The 25,855-nt window shown below is 35.6% G+C and carries 18 protein-coding genes; 7 read left to right on the forward strand and 11 right to left on the reverse strand.

What is annotated here, in order from left to right:
• Positions 1-85: 85 nt before the first annotated feature.
• A complete protein-coding gene (locus AC0UBM_RS01220; protein ID WP_475687311.1) occupies positions 86-667 on the reverse strand; it encodes a non-canonical purine NTP diphosphatase in 582 nt (193 codons plus the stop codon).
• A 255-nt stretch (positions 668-922) separates the two neighbouring features.
• Here AC0UBM_RS01220 and hpf point away from each other — a divergent pair, with 255 nt between their 5' ends.
• A complete protein-coding gene (gene hpf, locus AC0UBM_RS01225) occupies positions 923-1,222 on the forward strand; it encodes a ribosome hibernation-promoting factor, HPF/YfiA family (protein ID WP_414034947.1) in 300 nt (99 codons plus the stop codon).
• Between the two features lie 183 nt (positions 1,223-1,405).
• Positions 1,406-2,413 (forward strand): DUF4421 family protein, encoded by a 1,008-nt coding sequence (locus AC0UBM_RS01230; protein WP_475687312.1) that lies wholly within the window; start codon positions 1,406-1,408, stop codon positions 2,411-2,413.
• A gap of 14 nt (positions 2,414-2,427) precedes the next feature.
• Here the strand turns inward: AC0UBM_RS01230 and rlmH are convergent, their stop codons facing one another.
• From rlmH to AC0UBM_RS01275, 9 genes are all read right to left on the reverse strand, one after another.
• A complete protein-coding gene (rlmH, locus tag AC0UBM_RS01235) occupies positions 2,428-2,901 on the reverse strand; it encodes a 23S rRNA (pseudouridine(1915)-N(3))-methyltransferase RlmH (RefSeq protein WP_414034945.1) in 474 nt (157 codons plus the stop codon).
• A 46-nt stretch (positions 2,902-2,947) separates the two neighbouring features.
• Positions 2,948-5,359 carry an alpha-ketoacid dehydrogenase subunit alpha/beta gene (locus AC0UBM_RS01240; protein WP_434036359.1) on the reverse strand — a complete coding sequence of 804 codons (2,412 nt, stop codon included), beginning with the start codon at positions 5,357-5,359 and terminating at the stop codon, positions 2,948-2,950.
• Positions 5,360-5,534: 175 nt separating this feature from the next.
• A complete protein-coding gene (locus AC0UBM_RS01245; protein WP_475687313.1) occupies positions 5,535-8,366 on the reverse strand; it encodes a gluzincin family metallopeptidase in 2,832 nt (943 codons plus the stop codon).
• Between the two features lie 131 nt (positions 8,367-8,497).
• Positions 8,498-9,187 (reverse strand): LOG family protein, encoded by a 690-nt coding sequence (locus AC0UBM_RS01250; protein ID WP_475687314.1) that lies wholly within the window; start codon positions 9,185-9,187, stop codon positions 8,498-8,500.
• Positions 9,188-9,198: 11 nt separating this feature from the next.
• Positions 9,199-12,030, reverse strand: a complete 2,832-nt coding sequence (uvrA, locus tag AC0UBM_RS01255; protein ID WP_475687315.1) for an excinuclease ABC subunit UvrA — start codon at positions 12,028-12,030, stop codon at positions 9,199-9,201.
• A 195-nt stretch (positions 12,031-12,225) separates the two neighbouring features.
• Positions 12,226-12,885 (reverse strand): DUF937 domain-containing protein, encoded by a 660-nt coding sequence (locus AC0UBM_RS01260; protein WP_475687316.1) that lies wholly within the window; start codon positions 12,883-12,885, stop codon positions 12,226-12,228.
• A 369-nt stretch (positions 12,886-13,254) separates the two neighbouring features.
• The gene (locus AC0UBM_RS01265; RefSeq protein ID WP_475687317.1) at positions 13,255-13,971 is read right to left on the reverse strand and encodes a hypothetical protein; all 717 of its coding nucleotides are present in this window, start codon (positions 13,969-13,971) and stop codon (positions 13,255-13,257) included.
• Positions 13,972-14,001: 30 nt separating this feature from the next.
• Positions 14,002-15,699 (reverse strand): gamma-glutamyltransferase, encoded by a 1,698-nt coding sequence (gene ggt, locus AC0UBM_RS01270; protein WP_475687318.1) that lies wholly within the window; start codon positions 15,697-15,699, stop codon positions 14,002-14,004.
• Positions 15,696-16,298 carry an acyl carrier protein phosphodiesterase gene (locus AC0UBM_RS01275; protein ID WP_475687319.1) on the reverse strand — a complete coding sequence of 201 codons (603 nt, stop codon included), beginning with the start codon at positions 16,296-16,298 and terminating at the stop codon, positions 15,696-15,698. Before AC0UBM_RS01275 ends, ggt begins: the two co-directional genes overlap by 4 nt.
• Before the next feature lie 74 nt (positions 16,299-16,372).
• On the opposite strand from AC0UBM_RS01275, the gene glmM reads away from it, so the two are divergent.
• On the forward strand, positions 16,373-17,761 hold the full coding sequence (glmM, locus tag AC0UBM_RS01280) for a phosphoglucosamine mutase (protein ID WP_475687320.1): 1,389 nt from the start codon (positions 16,373-16,375) through the stop codon (positions 17,759-17,761).
• A gap of 382 nt (positions 17,762-18,143) precedes the next feature.
• Here the strand turns inward: glmM and AC0UBM_RS01285 are convergent, their stop codons facing one another.
• On the reverse strand, positions 18,144-19,034 hold the full coding sequence (locus AC0UBM_RS01285) for a lysophospholipid acyltransferase family protein (protein WP_475687321.1): 891 nt from the start codon (positions 19,032-19,034) through the stop codon (positions 18,144-18,146).
• A 62-nt stretch (positions 19,035-19,096) separates the two neighbouring features.
• On the opposite strand from AC0UBM_RS01285, the gene AC0UBM_RS01290 reads away from it, so the two are divergent.
• The 4 genes from AC0UBM_RS01290 to AC0UBM_RS01305 all read left to right on the forward strand — a co-directional run bounded on the left by AC0UBM_RS01290 (position 19,097) and on the right by AC0UBM_RS01305 (position 25,789).
• Positions 19,097-19,750 carry a rhomboid family intramembrane serine protease gene (locus tag AC0UBM_RS01290; RefSeq protein ID WP_414034934.1) on the forward strand — a complete coding sequence of 218 codons (654 nt, stop codon included), beginning with the start codon at positions 19,097-19,099 and terminating at the stop codon, positions 19,748-19,750.
• Between the two features lie 269 nt (positions 19,751-20,019).
• Entirely contained in the window at positions 20,020-21,414 is a 1,395-nt protein-coding gene (locus AC0UBM_RS01295) for a TolC family protein (RefSeq protein WP_475687322.1), read from the forward strand.
• 19 nt (positions 21,415-21,433) lie between these two features.
• A complete protein-coding gene (locus tag AC0UBM_RS01300; RefSeq protein ID WP_475687323.1) occupies positions 21,434-22,624 on the forward strand; it encodes an efflux RND transporter periplasmic adaptor subunit in 1,191 nt (396 codons plus the stop codon).
• 21 nt (positions 22,625-22,645) lie between these two features.
• Complete coding sequence (locus tag AC0UBM_RS01305) at positions 22,646-25,789, forward strand: efflux RND transporter permease subunit (RefSeq protein WP_475687324.1); 3,144 nt, start codon at positions 22,646-22,648, stop codon at positions 25,787-25,789.
• The last annotated feature ends 66 nt before the right edge of the window (positions 25,790-25,855 follow it).

Genomic DNA, 25,855 nt, shown 5'->3' on the forward strand with positions numbered 1-25,855 from the left:
CTCTGAGGAATTTCAAGCTGCAAAGGTAGTGTTTTATTCCGAATAAACTAATTCTGATTAATTTATTGTAAATCAGTGTTTTAATTTAGGCTTCTAAACTGTTTAAATATTTAACCAATAAGGAAACGGCTTTTCCGCGATGACCTATGGTGTTTTTTTCGCTTAAAGGCATTTGTGCAAAGGTCTGTTTCAATCCTTTAGGTCTAAATATAGGGTCGTATCCAAAACCATCTGTTCCATGTTGTGTTTTAGTAATTTCTCCTTCACAAACACCTATAAATGTTTCTATTTTATTTTGAAATGATAGAGCGATCACGGTTTTAAAATTAGCATCCCTATTTGTGCTATGTTCTAAATCTGATAGCAGTTTTTCCATATTATCTTTGGCATCGCGTTGCGGGCCAGCGAAACGTGCAGAATATACACCTGGTGCACCATTAAGAGCATTTACCTCTAGACCTGTGTCGTCTGCAAAACAATCGAAGCCGTAGTTGTCTTTTACATATTCGGCTTTTTGAATGGCATTACCTTCGATAGAAGGTTGCGTTTCAGGAATATCTTCAAAGCATTCAATATCGGCTAAACTTAAAAGTGTGATATGACTAGGAATTAATGACTGAACTTCCTTTATTTTATTTTTATTGTTGGTAGCGAATACGAGTTTCATAGGTTTATTTACAACTTTATAAGGCTAAATTAATATTTTAAAATGATTTTAGACTGATAATTAATAAAACTAGCTTTTAAGATAAATGGCAATTTTTTGAATAAAACTGATTAAATATGTGATATTTAGTTAAATAGATTTCGATATTAAAATTACAGCGCTTAAAACTGATTATTTCACAATTATTTATGATGAAAATCATATAAAAATGTACCCATTATTTTTAACTTTATAGAAGAACAAAATATACGATCTATGACTATAAACATTCAATACATTCATATGGCGACTAGTGAAGCTATGAATGCACACGTAACCGAAAAACTGAATAAATTAGCATCAAAATTCGATTGGATTATTTCTGCAGAAGTCGTTTTCGATACGATTAAAAAGGAGAAAGAAGATGGTAAAATTTGTAAAATAGAATTGAGTGCTCCGGGGCCCCGAATTTTCGCGTCTTCACAAGAGAGAACTTACGAATTGGCAGTTAAAAATACAATAGCAGATTTAGAAATTCAACTTAAAAAACGAAAACATACATTTGTAAATTCTTAATTTACAAGATTTTTAAAGCAACGGATGATCAATTTTATATTTTATCATCCGTTTTTTTATGCACTAGATCTAAATCGTAGAGGCTTAGCTTAAAACTAGAATTGCTAGTTGCTGGAATTAATGTATTTTTATGAACTCTTCCAAAGTAGATAGATAGAATTGATAAGTTTGGTAGATCGCTATATGATTAAAAGAATTATCATTTTACTACTCGTGCTGTCCAGTTCCGTTACGGCGCAATCTCAAGTTATTAAGAATCTAGATACTTTAGATGTCTGGAAATTAATCGATAAAGTTTTTATAGACCATAACTTAGATAATTATTCGTTGCGTTTGTTTAGTAATTATAAGGTGAAACAATTTCGCATTAAAAATGAAGATAATTTTAAATCGCGATACATTCCTAATAATAAGTTTGGTTTAGGTTTTGGTTTTGCAAGTAGTAAGTTGTTAATTGATATAGCTTTTAATTTAAAAACGAACAAGGAAAGCATTACCAAACGGTTTGATATGCAAGGAACCACCATTTTGGGTAAAAAGAACTATGTTAATTTTTATGTGCAGACCTATCGTGGTTTTAATGTGAGGAATAATTTCGATGAACCCTTTGTGTTTCGCGACGATATTAAATCGGTTACGGTAGGATTTAATGTAATACATACCATTCCGGATATAGAATTTTCTTATTCTATGCTTAAAGCGGGTGTATATCATTTAGATCGGAAGTTATATATAACGGGTGGTTTTGGTGCTTTTGGTTTTTACGATTATTTTTCGGCAGGCGATAATATTTTAGAGGATTCCAACGGAGAATATTTTAACACTCAAGCGCATGTCAAACGCTATAATAGCAGTGCTATAGGGATCTTAGCTGGGGTAATGTCTGTGTTTAAATTACCACACGATCTTACTGCATCTTGTAATATTATGCCAGGAATGGGGTTTATGTACAAGCATGTTACCTTAGAGCAAGGCACTTACAGGCCATCTAAACCTATGATTTATAAAATGGATTATACTTTTGCTTTGGGATATAATACACAACGATACTATCTGAGTTTAATTTATGGCGGTGGGGTATATTCTACAGATTTAGGTTATCAAAATAACTATAGGTTTAATCTGACCAAAGCTAAAATTGCAATTGGATATAAAATAGGTTCAGGAAAAAGAACGTATTATTATAAGTAATAGGGCAGAACGCGTTAGCGGTGGTGGTATGGTTCGTTTTTAAGTATCGTAAATGCACGATATAATTGTTCTATAATGAACAAACGAATCATTTGATGAGAGAATGTCATTTTAGAGAGCGAAATTTTCCCTTGTGCTTTGGCGTAAACATCTGCCGAAAAACCATAAGGACCACCAATTACAAATACCAATTGCTTAATCCCGGAATTCATATGTTTCTGAAGGTAATTTGAAAACCCGACAGAATCCATTTGTTTCCCATTTTCGTCTAAGAGAATAAGCACATCGGTGGCGTTTAATTTTCCTAAAATGAGTTCGCCTTCCTTTTGTTTTTGTTGGTCTTCACTCAGGTTTTTAACCTTTTTTAAATCAGGAATAATTTCAAATTCAAATTTAATGTAGAATCCTAAACGTTTCTGATAATCGTCGATTAAACCTTGTAAAAGTTTATTATCGGTTTTTCCGATGGCCAATAATTTAATGGTCATAATGCTTTAAAAAAGGAATTTATATGAATGTTTTATCCGATAAAATCTATCTCAATTTAGCGTATTTACTAGGGTTAGACTCATGCATAATCTGATAAACGGTTTCGAATATATCTTCTAAAGAGGGTTTAGAGAAATAGTCTCCATCGGTACCATAAGCTGGACGGTGTGGTTTTGCCGTTAATGTTTGAGGCTTACTATCTAAAAACTCGTATGCATTTTGAGTGTTTAAAACTTCATTTAATATATATGCCGAAGCGCCACCTGGAACATCTTCGTCTATAATTAATAATCGATTGGTTTTTTCTACACTTTTTACAATATCATGATTCACATCAAAAGGTAAAAGAGATTGTGCATCGATAACTTCTGCATCTATACCAACTTCCATTAAATCTTTTGCAGCTTGCTCTACAATACGTAACGTAGATCCGTAAGATACTAATGTAATATCCGACCCTTCACGAAGTGTTTCTACAACGCCAATAGGTGTTTTAAACAAACCAAAATTAGTAGGCTTTTTCTCTTTTAATCGGTAACCATTTAAACATTCTATTATTAATGCAGGTTCGTCAGATTCTAATAAGGTGTTGTAAAATCCTGCGGCTTTAGTCATGTTTCTAGGAACCAAAACATGGATACCACGGACTAAATTTATGATACCACCCATTTGTGAGCCTGAATGCCAAATACCTTCTAAACGGTGTCCTCGAGTACGTATAATTAAAGGTGCTTTTTGGCGTCCTTTTGTTCTGTATTGTAAAGTTGCTAAATCGTCGCTAATAATCTGAAGCGCATACATCAGGTAGTCTAAATACTGAATTTCGGCAATCGGACGTAAGCCACGCATAGCCATTCCTATACCTTGACCAATAATTGTAGCTTCCCGAATACCAACATCGGCAACTCTTAATTCACCATATTTTTCTTGCATGCCTTCAAGTCCCTGGTTAACGTCTCCGATAGTTCCAGAATCTTCTCCAAAGATTAGAGTTTCAGGGTATTTGCTAAATATGGCATCAAAATTATCTCTAATAATTAAACGCCCATCTACATTTTCGGTGTTTTCAGAATAGATAGGTTTAACTTCTGCTATATATTTTACAGATTTATTGCCTTCGCTATATAAGTGAGAACTATAATCTGGTTGTACTTTTTCGAAGTATTTATCTATCCAGATTAAAAGTCTATCTTTTTCGGGTGTGCTTTCGTCTATAATGTAGCGCAATGTTTTTCGAGCTGCAACAATAATATCACGTTTAACAGGCTCGTCTATAGTTTCGAGATCCTTAACAATCTTTAAAATAAAGACCTTATTTACACTTTTGTTAGCGACTAGTTTTAAGATGTTTAATATCTCAGCTTTATCTTTATTGATAGGCTCGACAAATTGAGACCATGATGCTTTTTTACCAACTCTAACTTCTTTCTTTACAGATTTCTCTAAATTTGTTATTTCTTCTTCTGTAGCGAAACCGTTGGTAATAATCCAATTTCGCATTTTGGTATTACAGTCGTTTGCAATTTCCCAAGCTAAACGTTCGCTACTTTTATAACGTTCGTGCGAACCTGAAGTCGAGTGTCCTTGAGGCTGTGTAAGTTCGTTAACATGAATTAAAACAGGTACATGTTGTTCTCTCGAAATTTTACTGGCTTTCTGATACGTTTCAATTAAAGTAGGGTAGTCCCAACCTTGAACACGCAGAATTTCGTAACCTTTACCATCTTCTTCACGTTGAAATCCTTTTAAGATTTCAGATATATTTTCTTTTGTTGTTTGATGTTTAGCATGCACAGAAATACCATACTCATCGTCCCAAACACTTATAATCATTGGGACTTGTAATACTCCTGCCGCATTTATGGTTTCAAAAAACAAGCCTTCACTTGTGCTTGCATTTCCTATAGTTCCCCAAGCCACTTCGTTTCCGTTATCCGAAAAGTTTTTGGTGTAAATTCCTTTAACATGTCTATAAATTTTAGACGCTTGTGCGAGTCCTAAAAGTCGAGGCATTTGCCCCGCTGTAGGCGATATATCTGCACTTGAATTCTTTTGTTTTGTAAGATTTTTCCAATTTCCATTTTTATCTAGACTGTGCGTCGCAAAATGGCCACCCATTTGTCTACCAGCAGACATAGGTTCTATCTCGATATTGGTGTTGGCATAAAGACCAGAAAAGAATTGCTCTACTGTAAGCTCACCAATAGCCATCATAAACGTTTGATCACGATAATAGCCAGAACGGAAATCTCCGTCTTTAAAGGCTTTAGCCATTGCTAACTGCGCGACTTCTTTTCCGTCTCCAAATATTCCGAATTTTGCTTTACCTGTTAGTACTTCTCTACGGCCAAGTAAACTACACTCTCTAGAGGTAACTGCAATTTTGTAATCATTTAAAACTTCGGCTTTAAAATCTTCAAAAGAAAGTCCTTTCATAGTTTCGGGTTCTATTTGCATGGGGATTTTTGGATTGAATTCACAACAAATTTATGGAAATAAAATGGTTATTACAATGTAAATGGTACTTAATGGAATATAGAATTTCTAGTAAAACCTTTGATTCCGATAGCTTAAATGTAGAATTATTAGAATACTCTAAATTTATTGCTAATCTAATAAACAATTTTAGTGTTTAATACCAACGTCGCGTAAATAATCCTAATAATGTTTTTGGAGATAATGTTACAATAAACCTAATTTTTTCGGCGTATTGTGGTTGAGAGACTTCCCATCCTAAATTAGAGTATACCGGGAAGTATAATTCGAAGTAATCGGTGATTAAATTTAAGCGGAATCCTGCATCGTAAACAAATTTTGGTGAGTGCCCATGATTTTTTACTAATCCAGCATCTCCATAAACCTCTAGATATTTCCAAAGTGTGGTTCCAACATTTAAGGTGGTCATCCATTGGTTTGCAAAAGCAGGGTCTAACTTCGATTTAAAGCCTCCTTCTGCAAGTACTAATTCTTGACTTAACAGTCCGTTTTCTTCCGAACGTCCTAAATAGTTATAATCGAAAAGATAATCTGTTGGTCTATCTAACGCGAAACTAAAATAGTCGGTTGTGCTGTAAGTATTATTGTATAGAAAGGTTCCAGCAAATAAACGAAGATTGTAATTTCTGTTGTTTTCAGTCAGTTTTCTGTATTCAAAGTTTACAGCGATTTTACCAAAATTTTTGGCCAATTGTAAATCTGTAAAGCCCGTGATATGATTTTTTAAATTCGGATCGATATTTCCGTAGCGCATATTAAAAACATCGTAATCTGGCTGTCCTTCTTTATCGAATTGATTTGTAGGATCTTCTTCTCTTGAAATACTAATGTATCTAAAGGATAGGTATTGATTTTTATTATCTCTAAAATCGTCGTTGTTTCTAAAACGGAATTGAACAAAGGGCGCATAAGTTGTGTAAGATAAATCTGGAGCATAATTAGAATATTCACCAGAAAAACCATAGCGAATAAAATAGAGGTTTTTATCTTCTAATCGGTGCGTATAGCTCAGACTAATATTCCCGATAAGCTGTTTGCTTTTAATAGCATAGCGCGGGCGGATGCTATATAAAAACTCCTTAGGAAGGGCTGTTTTATTATATAAACGGATTCCAGGTGCAAAACCGTCGTAATAGTTGTAAGTGAAATCAGGCATGAAAAACACCTGATTATAATACGGATCTTCAATGTCTTTAAATAGCCTAAATTGTAAAGGTTTATTGTTGAAACTAAATCCCTTTAAAGATTTCCAATCGTCCCTTAAATTAAATTCGGGAACAGCCATATCGTAATTTAAAACTAGCCGATCTATACTGTCTTTTGGAATGCTAATTTTTTCTGTATCGGTAACATTATTAATCCAAGTTTTATAGACAATGCTATCGTTTTGAAGTCCAAATAAAGAGATAGGCATACTATTTTTTCTCTTGTTTTTAATGGTGACTTCTAAAGAATCCCCGACAACTTCGTAACTTTTTATTTTATAATCTATTTTATTTCGGGTGCCAATATAATCGGTAAAAAACCAATCGATATCCTTGTCTGTATTACAACGTAGGAGTGTTTCGAAGTCCTTGGTAGAGGTTTGTTTTTGCTTATTTAAAGAGATGTAGCTGTTTATAGTATTCTGTACCACATCGTTGTTAAGGTAGTCTTCTAAATATTTTAATCCCAAGCCCGCCTTGTATTTATTCGCGATATTAGAATTAAATTTTATTAATGAATCTTTAGGCATAGCCAGTGGCTGATCTAAATTTGAACGTGCCATATGCATGTATAAAAACGTATACTGATTGTTAAACTGAAGCTGAGACGCATGAAAAGAACGAAGTCCCCAAACATTAGAAAGCGTTCCCAGAAGCTTCATGTTTGGATAGTATTCGTCGACATATTTCATTAAATAATACACCTGTAAACCATCGTTTAGCCAATAATCTGCTCGCGGATTTACAATTAGCATGTTTTCAAAATAATTATTTAACGCGGTTTTAATCAGTTTTAATTCATATTGAAAATGATTTGGAAACGGACGAATAAAATTAGGTAGTTGATTTAATCCATAAATTGGATTTTTCTTATAATCAATTTCTGTAAGCAATAACTTTTCATTCGGATAATCACCAAAATTTTCGGTAATAAATGTGATGATTTTATCTGTGATTATAATGCGTTCAAGGTCATTTAATTTTTCTTCGTTTATGTTAGTTACTACAGAAAAAGAATCATTACCAGTAGTGCTAAAATTGGATGTTTTTGTTAGAAATAACTTCGAATCTACACTGTTTTTTCCCGATAGCGTAAGAATGGTATTGCCCGCCTCACTATCCGTATAGGTTGTTTTTAGCTCGGAAATTAAGGTGTAATAGCTCGGAAATTCAATTTCTAAATTTAAATCGGATAGCGGTATATATAGGTCGTCTAAATCTTTATTACTATAATAATGCCATGAGCCATTGTAAACCGCTGGAGTGATATACCAATATCTTAAGTTAAAATCGTTTGTATTTGTCCAACCATAACGTGTAAAATTATCGCTTGGGACTTGTACAATGTAGTTTAAACTAATGTTGTATGTTTCTCCGCCTTGGAGAGGCTCTGCGAGTTTAATTTTTAAAACATCTGGATGCTCTTTAACACGAGCAAATTCTAGATTGGTATGGTTTTGAGAAATGCTTGTAATAACCGTAAATCCGCGATCTTCACTTTTAGCAAAGTGAAAATTTGTTTTATATTCTTCGGTAAAACGTTTTGCTAAAGGTGTTGTTTTTGTAGAATAACTATTGGGCCAATCGTTTAAATAGATGGCATGAAGTGTATCTTGAGTGGTGTTTTTATACTGAATGGTTTGAGAAATACTAATTTGTTTAGTCGCGACATCGAAGGAGGCTTTTACGTCGATTTTATTCTGACCGTAAGCAACCATATGGGTTAAAATAAAAATAATAAAGCAACTAAGTTGTAATCTCAATGTAGGGTTTTAAATTTTTAATTGTACAGTGTAATATCGTTCAAACGCCATCGCTTTATGTTGTAATCTCAATATAATGTGACAGCGTTTGAAAGATAAATTTTTAAACGAATTTATGCACTTTAATTGTGTTAAAAATTTAAGCTAAAATTAGACTCGTCGTAAAACTCATTAAGAATTTCAACAACTTCATCTTCAGTGTCTACTAAGTGAATTAAGTCTAAGTCTTTAGGACTAATGGTTTTATGTTTATCACGCATAGTCGCTTTAATCCATTCAATTAAGCCTTCCCAGTAGTCTTTTCCTACTAAAATAATTGGGAATTGTTCTATTTTACCGGTCTGAATTAAAGTTATCGATTCGAATAATTCGTCTAAAGTTCCAAAACCTCCAGGAAGTACTACAAATCCTTGAGAATATTTTACGAACATTAATTTTCTAACAAAGAAGTAATCAAAATCTAAACTTTTATCGGCATCGATATACGGGTTATCGTGTTGCTCGAAAGGAAGTTCTATATTAAGTCCAACCGACGTTCCGCCTCCTAAATGCGCACCTTTGTTTCCTGCTTCCATAATTCCTGGTCCGCCACCAGTAATCACACCGTAGCCGGCATCAACAATTTTATTAGCAACGCGTTCTGCCAATAAGTAATATTTATCTTCTGGTTTGGTTCTTGCCGATCCAAAAATGGACACGCAAGGTCCAACTGTACTCATTTTTTCAAATCCGCTCACAAACTCACCCATGATTTTAAAAATCGCCCATGAATCGTTTGTTTTTATTTCATTCCAACCTTTTGGATGTTGTTTTTTAGTCATAATTATAATTTTTATTCTAATTCCTTCTTAAGGAATTTCGCTGTGTAACTTTTTTTGTGTTTTGCAACTTCTTCAGGCGTCCCTTCTACAATCACTTTTCCACCGCCTTTTCCACCTTCGTAACCGATATCGATAATGTGATCTACAGTTTTTATAACATCTAGATTATGTTCAATAATTAGAACCGTATTTCCTTTATCTGCGAGTTTGTTTAGTACAATCATAAGCACACGAATATCTTCAAAATGAAGTCCTGTAGTAGGTTCATCTAATATGTAGAATGTATTTCCGGTATCGCGTTTGCTTAATTCTGTTGCTAACTTTATACGTTGCGCTTCTCCTCCCGAAAGGGTTGTACTTTGTTGCCCAAGGGTAATATACCCCAATCCAACATCTTGGATGGTTTTTACTTTTTTATGAATTTTAGGAATGTTCTCGAAAAACGGAACGGCATCGTTAATCGTCATGTTTAGCACATCGCTAATCGACTTTCCTTTATATCTAATTTCTAAAGTTTCTCTATTAAAACGTTTCCCTTGGCAGGTTTCGCACTCTACATAAACGTCTGGTAAGAAGTTCATTTCTATAACACGTAAACCACCACCTTGACAGGTTTCGCAACGTCCGCCTTTAACATTAAAACTAAAACGTCCCGGTTTATATCCACGGATCATGGCTTCAGGAATCTTAGCAAATAAGCTTCTAATTTCTCCAAAAACACCAGTGTACGTTGCAGGATTACTTCGTGGTGTTCTTCCAATGGGTGACTGATTAATATCAATAACCTTATCTAAATGTTCTAAACCTTTTATGCTTTTATAGGGCATTGGTTTTTTAACGCCGTTAAAGTAGTAGGCATTTAAAATAGGGTAGAGGGTCTCGTTAATTAAAGTCGATTTACCACTTCCTGAAACGCCTGTAACACCTATCATTTTTCCTAACGGAATAGAAATGCTAACGTTTTTCAAATTATTTCCGGTACAGCCTTTAAGTGTTAAAAACTCACCATTACCTTCTCGACGTTTTTTAGGAACTTCAATTTTCTTGGTGCCGTTTAAATACTCGGCGGTTAAGGTGTGTTGCTTTAATAATTCGGTAGGTGTCCCTTCACTAATTATTTCACCACCGTAACGTCCTGCTTTTGGTCCGATATCAATCACGTAATCGGCACGTTCTATCATGTCTTTATCGTGTTCTACCACAATAACAGAATTTCCTACGTCACGCAGAGCAATTAAAGAGTTTATTAATTTTTCGTTATCTCGCTGGTGTAATCCAATACTAGGCTCGTCTAAAATATAAAGTACGCCAACCAACTGCGAACCAATTTGAGTTGCCAATCGGATACGTTGTGCTTCTCCTCCCGAAAGAGATTTAGAACCTCGGTTTAACGACAAATAATCTAAGCCAACATCTAATAAAAACTGAAGACGTGTGGTGATTTCTTTAATAATTTCTTCTCCAATTTGGAGTTGCTTGGACGATAATTCTTTAGTTATATTTTTAAACCAAACCGATAAATCACTAATGTCTTTATTTGCTAGTTCGGCAATATTTAAACCATTAACTTTAAAATATAACGACTCTTTTCTCAGGCGTGTACCACCGCATTGTCCGCAGTCTACTTTGTCCATGTAGTCTTTTGCCCAGCGTTTTAAGGTTGTAGTTTGTGCATTTTCAAACTGACTTTCGATAAAATTGGCAACACCTTCAAAATCTATTTTATAATCGCGAGTAATCCCTAAAGTTTTACTCTCTACAGAAAACTTTTCTTTACCACCATATAAAATCATCTGTTTAGCGGCTTCTGGAATGTCTTTGTAAGCATCGGTCATACTAAATCCGAAATGCTGGGCGATAAGTTGTAATTGTTTAAAAATCCAACTGTTTTTTTCTGGTCCATGTGGCGCCAAAGCACCCGCTTTAATCGACAATTTAGGATCAGGAATTATTTTAGATTCGTTAACCTGATATAATTGTCCGATACCATTACATTTCGGGCAAGCTCCTTTTGGAGAGTTAAACGAAAAGTTATTCGGTTCCGGATTTGGATAAGAAATACCTGTAGACGGGCACATAAGTAAACGACTAAAATAGCGCGCTTCTTGAGTGTCGTGATCGATAACCATTAACACATCGTCTCCATGATACATGGCTGTGTTTATGCTTTCAGAAAGTCGTTTGTCGTTATCTGCTGTGTCATCAATTTTTAACCTATCGATAACAATTTCAATATCATGAACTTTATAACGATCTAATTTCATGCCTTTAACCAAGTCACGAATTTCACCGTCGGCTCTTACTTTTACAAAGCCTTGTTTGGCAATTTGCTCGAATAATTCGCGATAATGACCCTTTCGAGATCGAATAACGGGAGCAAGTATATTTATACGTTTCCCTTGGTAGTCTTCAATAATTAATTTTTTGATTTGCTCGTCGCTATAACTCACCATTTGTTCGCCCGTATTATAGCTGTAAGCATCACTGGCTCTGGCGTAAAGCAGACGTAAAAAATCGTAAATTTCGGTAATGGTACCAACGGTAGACCGTGGCGATTTACTCGTTGTTTTTTGTTCTATTGCGATTACTGGGGAAAGACCATCAATCTTATCCACATCAGGTCGTTCTAATCCGCCTAAAAACTGACGAGCATAGGCAGAAAAAGTTTCAATATAACGCCGCTGGCCTTCGGCATAAATAGTGTCGAAAGCTAAAGACGATTTTCCACTTCCTGATAAACCGGTAATTACCACTAGCTTGTCTCTAGGAATAGAAACGTCAATGTTTTTTAAGTTGTGCACTCGGGCACCTTTAACTTCAATAAATTCTTCGAAATTGCTCATAGAAATGCAAAGTGACAAAGATACAGAATTATAGATGAAAAAGGAAGCCCGTTATATCTTAGTATAGTGTTAAATAAATGATGCGATAAGATTAAAAATAGAGGGGGTTATCTATGTCATTGTTTTGAATTTGAGACAAAATAAAAGCCGATGTATAATCCATCAGCTTTTAATTCTTTTCCGGTATCTACAAGATTAACTCATAATATATAGAATGAGTAGAGATGCTATAAAAATTAAGAAAGGCAAAATCCACTTGGTATTAGGCGCTTCAGTTTTCTTTCTTTTATGTGTTCTTACTCTGGTCTTTTTTTCAGGCTTTACATGCTGACTTTGTTTTAGAAAAGCGGGCAACTCGCTTGGAGCCTGCTTTGCAATTTGATCTTGTTGAGAAAGAAGTGCTTGCTTTAAGGTTTCTGTAGTATATTCTGATTTGCGAATATATGCGAGAATCATTGGTGCAGTCATAAGCATAATACGCGATACAGAAGTCTTCTTAACACCCGTAACATTTACTAAAATATCAAATAAACTAGATTGTTTGTTACCAAAAAGCAGATTTAGCATGGTGGTTCCAGCTTCGATAGTGGTTTTTTTTCTGTCGCTAGAAAGCGATCTTGGTAAATCTAAAAGTACACCAGATGTGTCTAAGTCGTTGCTATTTGCTAGACTCATTATTAAATCCATTGTTGTGCTATCGTTGGTTTTATTAAGCATTCCCATTAAAAGGGTAGGGATAGCATTAGTTATAGATTTAAACACATTAGCTTCGGTTTCTCCTAATGTGTCTGATGCTTGTGTGATTAGGTCGGGAGTAAGGTAATTATTCAAGGATTTTAATAAATCGTTATCCATGTCAATTCGGTTAGTTATTTAGTCAAAATTAGTAAATTTAATCTTTTCAATCTGAATTTTCACCGTGTTTTTGAATAATACTATCTGATAGTCCTTTTAAAGGAATGATAAAAATAGGATGTAATCTATGAGTAATTTAACGAAATATTCATCTTTATTGATTAAAAAATGAAAATGTGAGTACTAGAATTATTAAATTTTAAATACGTGGTTTTTTGCTTTAAAGCGAAATCCTAAATAAAAGAATATTTATGATTCTTAGGTCGACATTTATTTAAAATGAATTAATAGAAAGGCACACAGTATGGTAACCAAAATTATGGAAGCAACTTATTGTTGGAAGCTGTATTCGCAAGGTTTTATAAAAAATTAAATAGCTGTTTTAATGTCTGTAATGTCTAAACCTAAAAACAATAATTTATGAAACTTTGGCAGTTGAGCTCCCGTTTCTGTAGTCGTCCAATTGCTCCAAGACGCTTCTAAACCTTCAATTGGTAAAATTGAAACCCACATTTTAAAAGCGGTAGGTTTATAGTCTTGGTCTAATAGCCACATATACGAATCGCCTGGTGTACTTCCTCCAGAAGTGTAAGAAATTAAAAGGCCTTGTTCGTTATTTTCTAGCGGTACTAAGCTACGTGTTGTACCTGCATCGAATACTTTGTAAGGCGCTATTAACCAAAAGGAATCGTTATTAAAATAGTCTACTGCTTTTGTAATATATGCTTTGGCATCTGCAGGATTTAAAGTGTCTTTGTTTTTAATAACCCGACTTGAATTGGGTGTGTTTATTTGTAAATCTACTTTGATATCTTTCCAGTAGACTTCACAAAAATTTTCACTCTTTTTCCACTTATAGTGATGACGATTATTAAAAGTCCACTCAATATAATTGGTGTTTTTATACGCTTCGTAATCTAGGGCATCTAACATGTTCTGAGCGACAACATCGGCAGCTTTGGTGGGTGTAGATTCTGGTAAATCTTCATTATATTTAAAATATAAATAACCAAAAAACAACATACTAGGCAGGGTGAAGAATATTATAATTCCAGCAACGATTTTAAGGATTTTTTTTGCAGACATATAGATGATTTAAAAGTGCAAATTTACGATTTATAATCCGATTGCAGTATCATCTCCACGATAATCTGCTCCGGCTTCTAGCGTTCCATCTTCTCGTTTTAAGATACCATCTACACGACCAATTATTGGCGCATCCTTTTCGTTAATAAGATAGCCTTTAGCTTCTAGTTCTGAAATGGTTTTACGATTGAATTTATTAGGTTCCATTAAAATTTCGTCAGGTAGCCATTGATGATGAAAACGTGGTGCATTCACTGCTTCTTGCATGCCCATATTAAATTCGTGGACGTTTAAAATGGTTTGCAATACACAGGTAATTATGGTGGAACCTCCAGGCGTTCCTACCGACATATAAAACTCGCCATTTTTCTCGACTATAGTTGGTGTCATCGAACTCAGCATACGTTTTTGTGGTGCAATGCTATTGGCTTCAGCTCCAATTAATCCAAACATATTCGGTTCGCCTGGTTTACTGCTAAAATCGTCCATTTCGTTATTTAAAAAGAATCCCAATTCCGAACAGTATAATTTAGACCCATAAGCCCCATTTAAGGTGGTTGTCACGGCGATGGCGTTTCCAAACTGGTCGACTATAGAATAATGCGTGGTTTCGTCGCTTTCTACCAGTTCTACATTCCCATGTGTTAAAGACGATGATAGTGTGGCTTGATCGAAAGATACATTAGACATTCTGTCTTTTAGATAGGCATCGCTTAACAAGGTTTCGGTTGGTATGTCTACAAAATCTGGGTCGCCTAAATAGTAGCTTCTATCGGCATAGGCACGACGTTCTGCTTCTGTAATAATCTGAATGGCTTTAGTACTGTTATGTCCGAATACTTCTAAATCGTAAGGTTCTATCATGTTCATTATTTGTCCTAAGCAAATTCCTCCACTAGAGGGCGGGGACATAGAAATAATTTTTAAATCGTCGTAATTAAAAACTACTGGCGTGCGCCACTTGGCTTCATAATTTGTTAAGTCTTCTTCCGTAATAATGCCTCCATTATCTTGAATAAATTTCGCTAAAGTTTTTGCAATGTCGCCTTTGTAAAAGCCATCTTTCCCTGTGGCCATAATTTTTTCTAAGGTAGTCGCTAATACAGGATATTTTATGGTGTCGTTTGCTTTCCAATCGGCATCAAAAATAATAGTGTCTTTATTAACCTCTTGAAATAAAGGACGTTTTGCTTGAATACGAAGGGCTTGTTTATCTGTAACAACTACACCACGTTTGGCCAAAGCAATTACAGGTTTTAATATTGTAGATACCGGTAACGTTCCAAATTTTTCATGTGCAGCAAATACACCGGCAACGGTTCCTGGAACACCAATAGCCATACTTCCAAGTGTACTTTTATTAGGAATTACGTTTCCCTTGTTGTCTAGGTACATGGATTTTGTGGCACCCATTGGGGCTTGTTCACGATAATCTAGTGCGCCAATATCTCCGGTGTTTAATCTATAAACCATGAAGCCACCACCACCTAAATTCCCCGCATAAGGATATGCTACAGCAAGTGCTAATTCTGTGGCCATCATGGCATCGAAAGCATTACCGCCTTGTTTTAAAATAGAAGTTCCTATTATAGAAGCTTCTTTTCTAGCAGAAACAACCATGGCTTTTTGTGAGGTAACTCCTGTAATTTTTTCCTTAGGCTTAGGTAAAGATTCTTTACAAGATGAAAAGCACAGTAAACTTATAAAAAGGTAAGAAATAAACTTCATATTGTCTTTAAAATGGTATTTAATTTAGTGTGTGAAAACTGACATAAGTCTTCGAAAAACGAAGTGAATTCGGCTTCAAATGCGTTGTAGTGGGTTTGCAATTCTGCAATAGATAATTGCATGTTCGATAGATTTTTAGTTCGATTATCCATCCCAATAAGCACTTTTTCTATGCCATCGATAGTGGCGTAAGTTACCAGCCAGTTACCTCTAGTCATGTATGGTAAAAGATACTGGGTGCGTTCTGGTAAATCTTCGTAATTAGTCTGAAGTAACGTGTAGAACTTTTGTGCATAATCTTCTAATGGCACATCGGAATAATTACTCCAGTTTTTAGCCAAAAAATGGTCGTAAAAAATATCGACTATAATTCCTGAATAATGACCATAATTTTTGTGTAAACGTTTTTTACTTTGTTTTACGGTTGGATGTGCATCTGTAAATGTATCAATTTGCCGATGCAATAAAATACCGACTTGAATGGCTTTTGGGAATTTCTGATACGATTTTCCTGTGATACCATTTCCATCGGCAATAAAATTTCCGATAGTTACCTGTTCATGGTCTTCAGAAAGATAAATATGAGCTAAATAATTCATTTGGGGAATTTACAAATTCAAAATATAAGATTACCATAATGAAATATTATATTTGTTGAAACTTAAACTATTTTATGACACTAATTAAATCAATTTCAGGAATACGAGGCACCATTGGAGGTGCTGTAGGAGATAATTTAACTCCTATTGATGCCGTTAAATTTGCGGCGGCCTATGGAACATGGATCAAGAAGCAACGTAATAAAGAAGATTACAGAGTCGTTGTGGGGCGTGATGCTCGAATTTCTGGAGAAATGATTCAGAGTTTAGTTATGAATACTTTGGTTGGGATGGGAATTCATGTTATCGATTTAGGTTTGTCTACCACACCAACTGTAGAAATTGCTGTGCCTTTAGAACATGCCGATGGTGGTATTATCTTAACAGCAAGTCATAATCCAAAACAATGGAATGCACTAAAATTATTAGATGCTAAAGGTGAGTTTTTAAATGCTGAAGAAGGCGCTAAAATATTAGAATATGCTGAGGCCGAAACAGTTCAGTTTGCAGATGTAGACAGTCTGGGAGAAATTTCTATAAATGATGCCTATATAGATATACATATCGATGAAGTTTTAGATTTACCATTAGTAAATGTAGATGCTATTAAAGATGCAAAATTTAAAGTCGTTGTAGATGGTGTGAATTCTACTGGAGGATTAGCGATTCCATTACTTTTAGAGCGATTAGGTGTTGAAGCGGTAAAGTTATTCTGTGAGCCAAACGGGCAATTTCCACACAATCCCGAGCCTTTAAAAGAACATTTAACCGATTTGTCTGAAGCTGTAGTAAAAGAACATGCAGATTTTGGTATTGTAGTCGATCCTGATGTAGATCGTTTAGCCTTTATGGATGAAAAAGGTGAGATGTTTGGTGAAGAATACACGCTTGTGGCTTGTGCCGATTATGTATTGAGCAAAAATCCAGGGAACACTGTTAGTAATATGAGCTCGACACGTGCACTTCGAGATGTTACTGAAAAACATGGCGGAACGTACGAAGCAAGTGCTGTTGGAGAAGTGAATGTAGTAACGTTAATGAAGAAAAATAATGTAGTTATTGGAGGAGAAGGTAATGGCGGCATTATCTACCCAGCCTCTCACTATGGTCGTGACGCCTTTGTTGGTGTGGCATTATTTTTAAGTTTATTAGCAGAGAAGAAAATGTCGGTTAGTGCTTTAAAAGCATCATACCCGCAGTATTATATGAGTAAAAAGAAAATTGCATTAACACCTCAATTAGATGTAGACGGTATTTTAAAAGCGATGGAAGAGAAATATGCATCGGAAGACATTACAACTATAGATGGTGTAAAAATAGATTTCCCTACCAATTGGGTGCACTTACGTAAAAGTAATACAGAGCCTATAATTCGTATTTATACAGAAGCAGGTTCCCAAACAGAAGCTGATGAATTAGCAGACCGTTTTATTTCTGAAATCTCTGAAATTGCAGGTTTGTAATTTTTTAGAATAACAGTTAATATAAAAGACCTCACAAGTTATAGAAAATTGTGAGGTATTTTTTTTTTTTTAAGAACGAATAGTCTGTAATATTTTATTTGTTCGAGAATTATGATGAAGAGAAATGCTTTCTGGCCTATCGAAAATTTATCGTAAAATTTGAAGTGAAAACAACGTGAAATTTCAGGCTGTCTGAGCTAGACGTATTTTTTTGTTATCTATAATTTTCATAGCGAGTTCCTGAAATTTAGGTGTTGAGCGATAAATTTAGATAAAGATTCGTAAGCCTAGATTTTTTTGGTTCGTTTTTTCATCAATGGAAAAAATGAACAGCAAGAATTTTTAGGTTGATTACAAATGGGTGTGAAATTTTTGTTTTTAACTACTGAAATTCCGCTGGTACATTATCCCGATGTTTCCAACGTTTATGGGTCCATAAATAATATTCTGGAGCTTCTTCAATTTGTTTTTCGACTTTTCTTAAGAATAAATCGGTAATCTCGTAATCTTTATAGTCTTTAGCATGTTCTGCTAGTAATTCGAAAGTGGTTTCATAATACCCGCGTTTTAAGCGCTTTGTTTTAAAAAAAACCACAGACATGTCTAATCGTTTCGAAAGCATTTCGGCACCTGTGTACACAGGGACTTTAATACCCATAAAATCGGCCCAATAATGTGCACTATGTAATTTAGGCGATTGGTCCGACACAAATCCGCAAATATTTAAATCGCCATTTACTTTGGCACGCATTAATGTAGGTACAGTTTCCTTGGTTGTAATTAGGTAACTGTCGTATTTTGCTCGTATTTTTTTTACTAATTTATCGAAATAAGGATTTCTTAATTTTTTATAAACAGCGTACCCTTTTACATCGATATAAGATTGTAACACAAAGATCCACTCCCAGCTTCCGTAGTGGGCACACATTAAAGCAACACTTTTATTATTATCAATTAAATCTTGAATAACGTCTAAACTTTGAAATTTGAAGCGCTTTTTCATTTCAGCATCAGAAATGGTTAACGATTTCATAGATTCAACAGTCATGTCGCATAAATGATGATAAAATGCTTTGGTAATACGCGTTTTTTCTACTTCAGATTTATTTGGGAATACCAAATCTAAATTCATTTTTACTACTTTTCTTCTGTAGCCAATAATATGATATAATAGTATATACAAAAAATCTGAGAATGCGTATAGCATCCTAAAGGGAAGTATAGAAATTAACCAAATAAATGGATAAACAAGAATATAAGCGAGGAATTGCATTATTTAGTTTTAGTTTTGCAGTAACAAATATATAGTATATTTGAATGATAAGATTATAGTTTATGGGTAATTTAAGTTTAGTGACTATTGTAATTATTGTAGCCAATGTAATTATATCGATGAAGGGCTTCAATGATTTTTCGTTTTTTGAAAAATATAAATTTAATGTAGGTGCCATAAATCGCGGTGAAAAATTGAGAATATTTAGTTCTGGTTTTTTACATGTAGATACATCCCACTTATTTTTTAATATGTTTACGCTTTATTTTTTTGCCGACGTTGTGGTGTCGTTTTTGGGGAATTTTAATTTTATAGTAGTATATGTAGTAAGCTTAGTTTTAGGAAGTTTACTGTCTTTATATTTTCATAAAAATGAATACCAATACAGTGCAGTAGGAGCGAGTGGTGCGGTAACGGGAATCTTATATTCGGCGATTTTATTGCAACCTAATATGAGTTTATATATGTTTTTTATTCCGATACCTATTCCAGCGTATGTGTTTGGAATTGGTTACTTGTTGTATTCTATTTATGGGATGAAAAATCGAGTGGGAAATATTGGTCACGATGCCCATTTTGGTGGTGCTATTGGAGGATATATTACTACATTAATATTACTTCCTATGCTATTTAAAACCAACTTATTAATGGTTGGTTTATTGGCAATTCCGATTATTATTCTCTTTGCTATGCACAAGACGGGGAAGCTTAATTGATATATTAAGTATACTCGGTATGTAGAAAATAGAACATAGGCCAAGATATAAGAAGTAGGGCAACGTTCAGATTATATTAATATTTTTAGTGTAAAAATTTGTAGGAATTCGTGCTGATTTATAACTTTCTCAATTCTCAATTCTCAATTCTCAATTCTAGCTTAATAGCTTTAATTATTAACGCTATCGATGCTGTTCGTTTACATTTTATTAATTTTTTCTATCTTAGAGTTTGATTAAGAATGTATTATGAATCCGCTATAAGGTAAATGCGCTTTAAAACTATAAATTACAATCAGAACTATCCATATGTTTTATGTGGTATATTTTTATTGTTTTTTAGTTGTTCTCCAAAATTTTCAGAGATATCACTTCCCATTGAAGATGTTAAAGAATTTTCAACTACTGGAGAACGGGTTTTAGAAGATAAATGGTGGATGGCCTTCGAAGATGACCAGCTTAATACGTTAATAGATAGTGCCATGCAGCGTAATTTCGATTTGGCAGCAACTTGGCAACAATTCTTAGCTGCGCAAGCAACAATTTCCATAGAAACTTCAAATCTATGGCCTCAAATTGATGCTGGTGCTCAAACCGCGGAAAATTTTCCGCTTAATGATTTTACTGGAGGTGAAAATACACAAATAGGATTATCTGCATCTTACGAAATAGACTTATGGGGCCGACTACGAACGGCCGTTCAAGCGGAAAAATTTAGGGCAGAAGCCAACTTGTACGATTACCGAGCGGCAGCCATTTCCTTATCTGCCGAAATAGCAACAACATGGTACGAGTTACTTGCTGCTAAAAAACAATTACAAATTACCGACGACCAAATTCAGACGAATCAAGACATTATTAAACTGATGCGATCTCGTTTAGTTGGCGGACAAATACGTTCGGTAGATATTCTTAGGCAAGCGCAATTATTAGAGAGTACTAAAGAACAGCATATAATTTATAGTACGAATTTACAAATTTTAGAAAATCGCTTAGCTGTACTCTTGGGGAGACAACCACAAGAATCCTTAGTGTTTCCAGAACATTTTTTTCCTAATTTACCAGAACTTCCGGCAACAGGATTGTCTTTAGAATTGGTACGTCGAAGACCAGATTTACAACAATCGTATGCCGTTTTACTTTCTGCAGATCGCGATATGGCTGCTGCTGTTCGGAATAAATATCCGAGAATTTCTATAAACATAGACGGACAACTACGTTCTAATAATTTCGCTAATCTTTTCGAAAATTGGGCCTATTCTCTTGCTGGAAATATATTGGCTCCGATTTTTTATGGCGTACAATTACAAGCAGAAGTCGAACGAGCAGAAGCCATCAAACAACAACGTTTATTTGAATATGGACAAACAACATTGGTGGCGTTTCAGGAAGTTGAAGACGGCCTTGTTCAAGAGGTAATGCAAAAGAAACGTACGGAAAATATTAACCGTCAGTTAGAACTATCTCAAAAAAGTAACAAGCAATTACGAATTGAATTTTTAAATGGATTTAGCCCGTATTTAGATGTGCTAATCGGTTTAAACCAAGAACAGCAATTGCGCCGTGATTATGTAGATGCACAATTACGTCAAATTCTCATGCGGATTAGATTGTATAGAGCTTTAGCAGGAAGTTTCGATACAGGACGAACACTTGAAGATTGATATAAAAGAACAGAACATTATGAATACTAAAAAAATACTTTGGATTTGTCTGGCCATTCTTGGGCTTGGTATACTCATTACTATACTTATCTTTTCTACCGAGCCCGAGGCTAAACAAGAAGGTGCAAGTATTGAGACCGCTATTTTGGTAGATGTTGTCCCTGTAAAAAAAGGAACATTCGAACCTACGATTGTGGCTACAGGAACTGTTCAGGCTGTAGAAGATATTAATTTAAGTCCGCTAGTTTCCGGTCAAGTTGTTCGCAGAGCACCCGCTTTTACTCCGGGAGGATTTGTGAAAAAGAATCAGGTGCTGTTGCAAATCGATCCTTCAGATTATAGAAATACGTTAGCATTACGCCAGAGTGAACTTATGCAAATTCAAACCACGCTACATACAGAAATGGGGCGCCAACAAATAGCAGAACAAGACTTAGAACTTATCGCTGGAGATTCTCTTTTTGGAGACAATCCTTTGTCGGAAGAAGAGCGTCAATTAGTGCTTAGGCAGCCACAGCTTAATGCGGTTAAAGCAAATATTTCGGCCGCTGAATCTACTGTAAATCAAGCCCGATTAAATTTAGACCGTACGACAATCCGGGCGCCTTTCGACGCTCATATTTTAAGTCAGAATGTAACCCAAGGATCATTGGTGACACAAGGCGATGATTTAGGACGCTTGGTAGGTACAGATTTTTATTGGATTATGGCCACAGTGCCTGTAGGTAAGTTAAAATGGCTGAGTTTTCCAAATGAAGCGGACGAGCAAGGAGCTCTAGTTCGCATTGAAAATTCATCAGCGTGGCGTAAGGGCGCTTTCCGAGAAGGCTATTTAGATAAACAAATTGGAGCGCTTGACGGGCAAACACGATTAGCACGGGTTATGGTAAAAGTTAAGGATCCACTGGCAACAACTTCAGAATTAAAAGGACAACCCAAACTCATGATAGGCACCTTTGTAGAGGTAAGTATACAAGCCGACCCCATAGAAAATGTTGTGAAACTGAGTCGGGATTATGTGAGAAGCAACGAAACGGTTTGGGTGATGAAAGCCGATAAATTAGAGATACGAAAGGTTGAAATTGTGTTAACAGACGATACCCACGCCTATATTAGCGACGGATTAAAAGATAATGAACATGTGGTAATTACGGACTTAAGTACAGTAAGTGAAGGTATAGCATTACGAACAGCAAAAGAGGCGCAGTAATCCAAATGCGATTATAACATAATGGAAGAGCAGGACGACATACATAAAGGAAAGGTAAGACGAAAAGAAGGAGCCATAGCATATATGGCTAGAAATTCTATTGCGACTAATTTACTAATGTTGCTCCTTCTTGTTGGTGGTTTGTTTACCATGTACAACATTCAAAAAGAAGTGTTTCCTGAATTTCAACTTGATTTTGTAGAGGTTTCTGTTGCTTATCCGGGCGCCTCACCTGCCGAAGTCGAGCAAGGTGTATTGCAACCGGTAGAAGAAGCTGTAAGAGGCGTGCAAGGTATTAAAGAAATTGTGTCTGAAGCCAGTGAAGGTTCAGCAGAAATAAGTATTGAATTGGTGGCTGGATCAGAGCGTATGCAGGTCTTCCAGGATATTGACCAAGCGATTAATCGAATTCGAACGTTTCCAGACGATATTGAACGGCCCGAAGTGAGGTTACAATCACGGCAACGCGATGTGCTTCAAATTGGACTTTATGGCGATGCCGATATTTGGACATTAAGAGAAGTTGCAGAACGGTTGCGGACTAGATTATTAAGTAATTCTGAAATCACTCAAGTCGAATTAGGAAATGTGCCGGAATACGAAACTCGCATTGAGATCCCAAGACAAACACTTCAGAAATATAATTTGACGCTAGGGCAGGTTGCCGCAATTATTCAACAAAGTAGTAACGATGTGCCTGCTGGAGCAATTCAAACGCAGAGTGGGGAGATTTTACTTCGTATGCAGGAGCGTAAGCAATGGGCTAAAGAATACGGTAACATTACCATAATATCATCGGAAGATGGTGGGAAAGTGACGTTAAATGATATCGCTACAATTACCGACGGCTTTGAAGAAACGGGATTCCACGGACAATTCAATCAGCAGAATTATGTAGAACTTCGCATCTTTAGAATCGGAAATCAATCACCTTTAGATATCGCCGATATCACGATGGAGATTATGGAAGATTTTCAATTACCTCCAGAAATAAAATACCGAACAGATAGTAATCGCGCAGCAGACTATAAAGAACGCTTAACTTTATTAACAGAAAACGGCGTGCTTGCGGTAGTAATTGTGCTTATTATCTTGACACTGTTCTTAGAGTATCGTTTAGCCTTTTGGGTGATGATGGGAATGACTGTTTCCTTTATTGGAGGGATGATTTTATTACCTTTAATAGGTGTTAGTGTGAATATGATTTCGATGTTCGGGTTTCTAGTCGTACTCGGAATTGTGGTCGATGATGCGATTGTAGTGGGTGAGAATGTTTACGAATATCGACAGAAAGGCCTAAGTCCGATACAAGCTGCAATTGCGGGAGCAAAAGATGTGTCATTACCTGTCACATTTAGTATAGTAACAACAATTATAGCATTCGTTCCTTTATTATTTATGCCAGGCGAAACAGGGAAGTTTTGGCAACCACTTCCAGCTGTTGTTATTGTGATTTTGGCCGTGTCTTTGCTTGAAGCGCTGTTTATTTTACCGTCTCATTTAGGTCATCTTAAAAAGAAAAAAAACAAAAATAAGTGGGTCGAAAAACTAGAAGGTTGGCAACAGTCTTTCGCAAAAGGTTTCGATAAACTTATCGATAAGCATTACCGACCATATTTGGATATCTGTTTAAAATATAGATATATCACGCTTAGTGCAGCCCTAGCTCTTTTATTGGTTGTGGGTGGTTACGGACTTAGTGGCCATATGGGAATGATTATGATGCCTGAAGTGGCGGCCGACGAAATTGAGGCGGGAGTGCGGTTGCCCGTGGGAACAACGCCAGACCAAGCTGCTAAAGTCGCACATAATATTTCGGAATCGACGCAGCGTATGTTCGAGGAGCACAATCTTTATGAAGTTGCTGAAGGTATTAAAACCAATGTGCGCGGTCAGAATTTTATTGATGTAGAAATAGTGATGTTACCGCCTGATAAACGTGATATTACTGCAGCTGAAATGATTGCTTTGTGGCGCGATAATATTGGTGATATCGAAGGTGTAGATCAAATTACATTTGAAGCCGAACGTGGGCCAGGTGGTGCACGTCAAGATATTAGTGTCGATTTGAGTCATTCAGATATTGATGTTTTAGAGCGGGCCAGCAAAGCTTTTGTAGAACGTATGGATGCCTTTACAAATACTCGAGATGTTACAGATAATTACAATAAGGGTAAAATGCAATACGACTTTAAATTATTGCCGCAAGGTCGGAATTTAGGACTCACATCAGATGAAGTTGGGCGTCAGGTTCGGAATGGTTTTTTTGGTGCTTTAGCGTTGCGGCAATTACGTGGAATGAATGAAATTGAGATTCGTGTAAAATTACCCATAGAAGAACGTAAGGATATTAAAAATCTAGAAAAATTTCTCATACAAACGCCTGATGGTGTTGAGTTGCCTTTAATGGATGTGGTCGAAATTGAAGAACGTGAAGCCTTTAGTACCATTAATAGGAGAGATGGTAGACGCGTTGTAAATGTAGGTATGGATGTCGAACCAGCCAATGCCGCTGGACGTGTTATTGCCTCCATTCAGAAGGAAACCTTACCACAACTACGAGCAGATTTCCCGGGTATTACGTGGACTTTTGAAGGGAGCCAGGCAGATATGCGGGAAAGTACCGGTACGTTACGATTAGGATTTTCGATTGCCATGTTGCTTATTTATGCGTTGCTAGCCATTGCGTTTCAAAGTTATATTCAACCTATAATTGTTATGACAGCTATTCCGTTTGGAATCGTGGGTGCTGTTATTGGTCATATTTTATTGGGTTACGATTTGTCTTTGGTGAGTTTAATGGGGGTAATTGCCTTGTCCGGTGTTGTAGTAAATGATTCTTTGATTATGATAGATTATGCAAATAAGCGACGGAAAGAAGGAGATAGTATTTATGAATCCATTCACGAGGCCGGTTTGAGACGATTTCGTCCTATTATTTTAACCACAATGACCACATTTGGAGGGTTAGCGCCAATCATTTTAGAATCGTCAAGTCAAGCGATGTATTTAATTCCGATGGCCATTTCATTAGGATTTGGGATTGTATTTGCCACAGCGATTATACTCGTTATTGTGCCGTGTTTGTATTTAATTTTAGAAGATATCCGCTTGCTGATACTAAAAGGAGAAACGGTGAAAGAGGTTGACGTAATGGAAGAGTAGGGCATAGATTATAGCTAATGTGGAGATATAAATTAGGTGTTGGTATGGAATTCTGAACCAAGAATT

Source organism: Formosa sp. F44 (assembly GCF_056238645.1).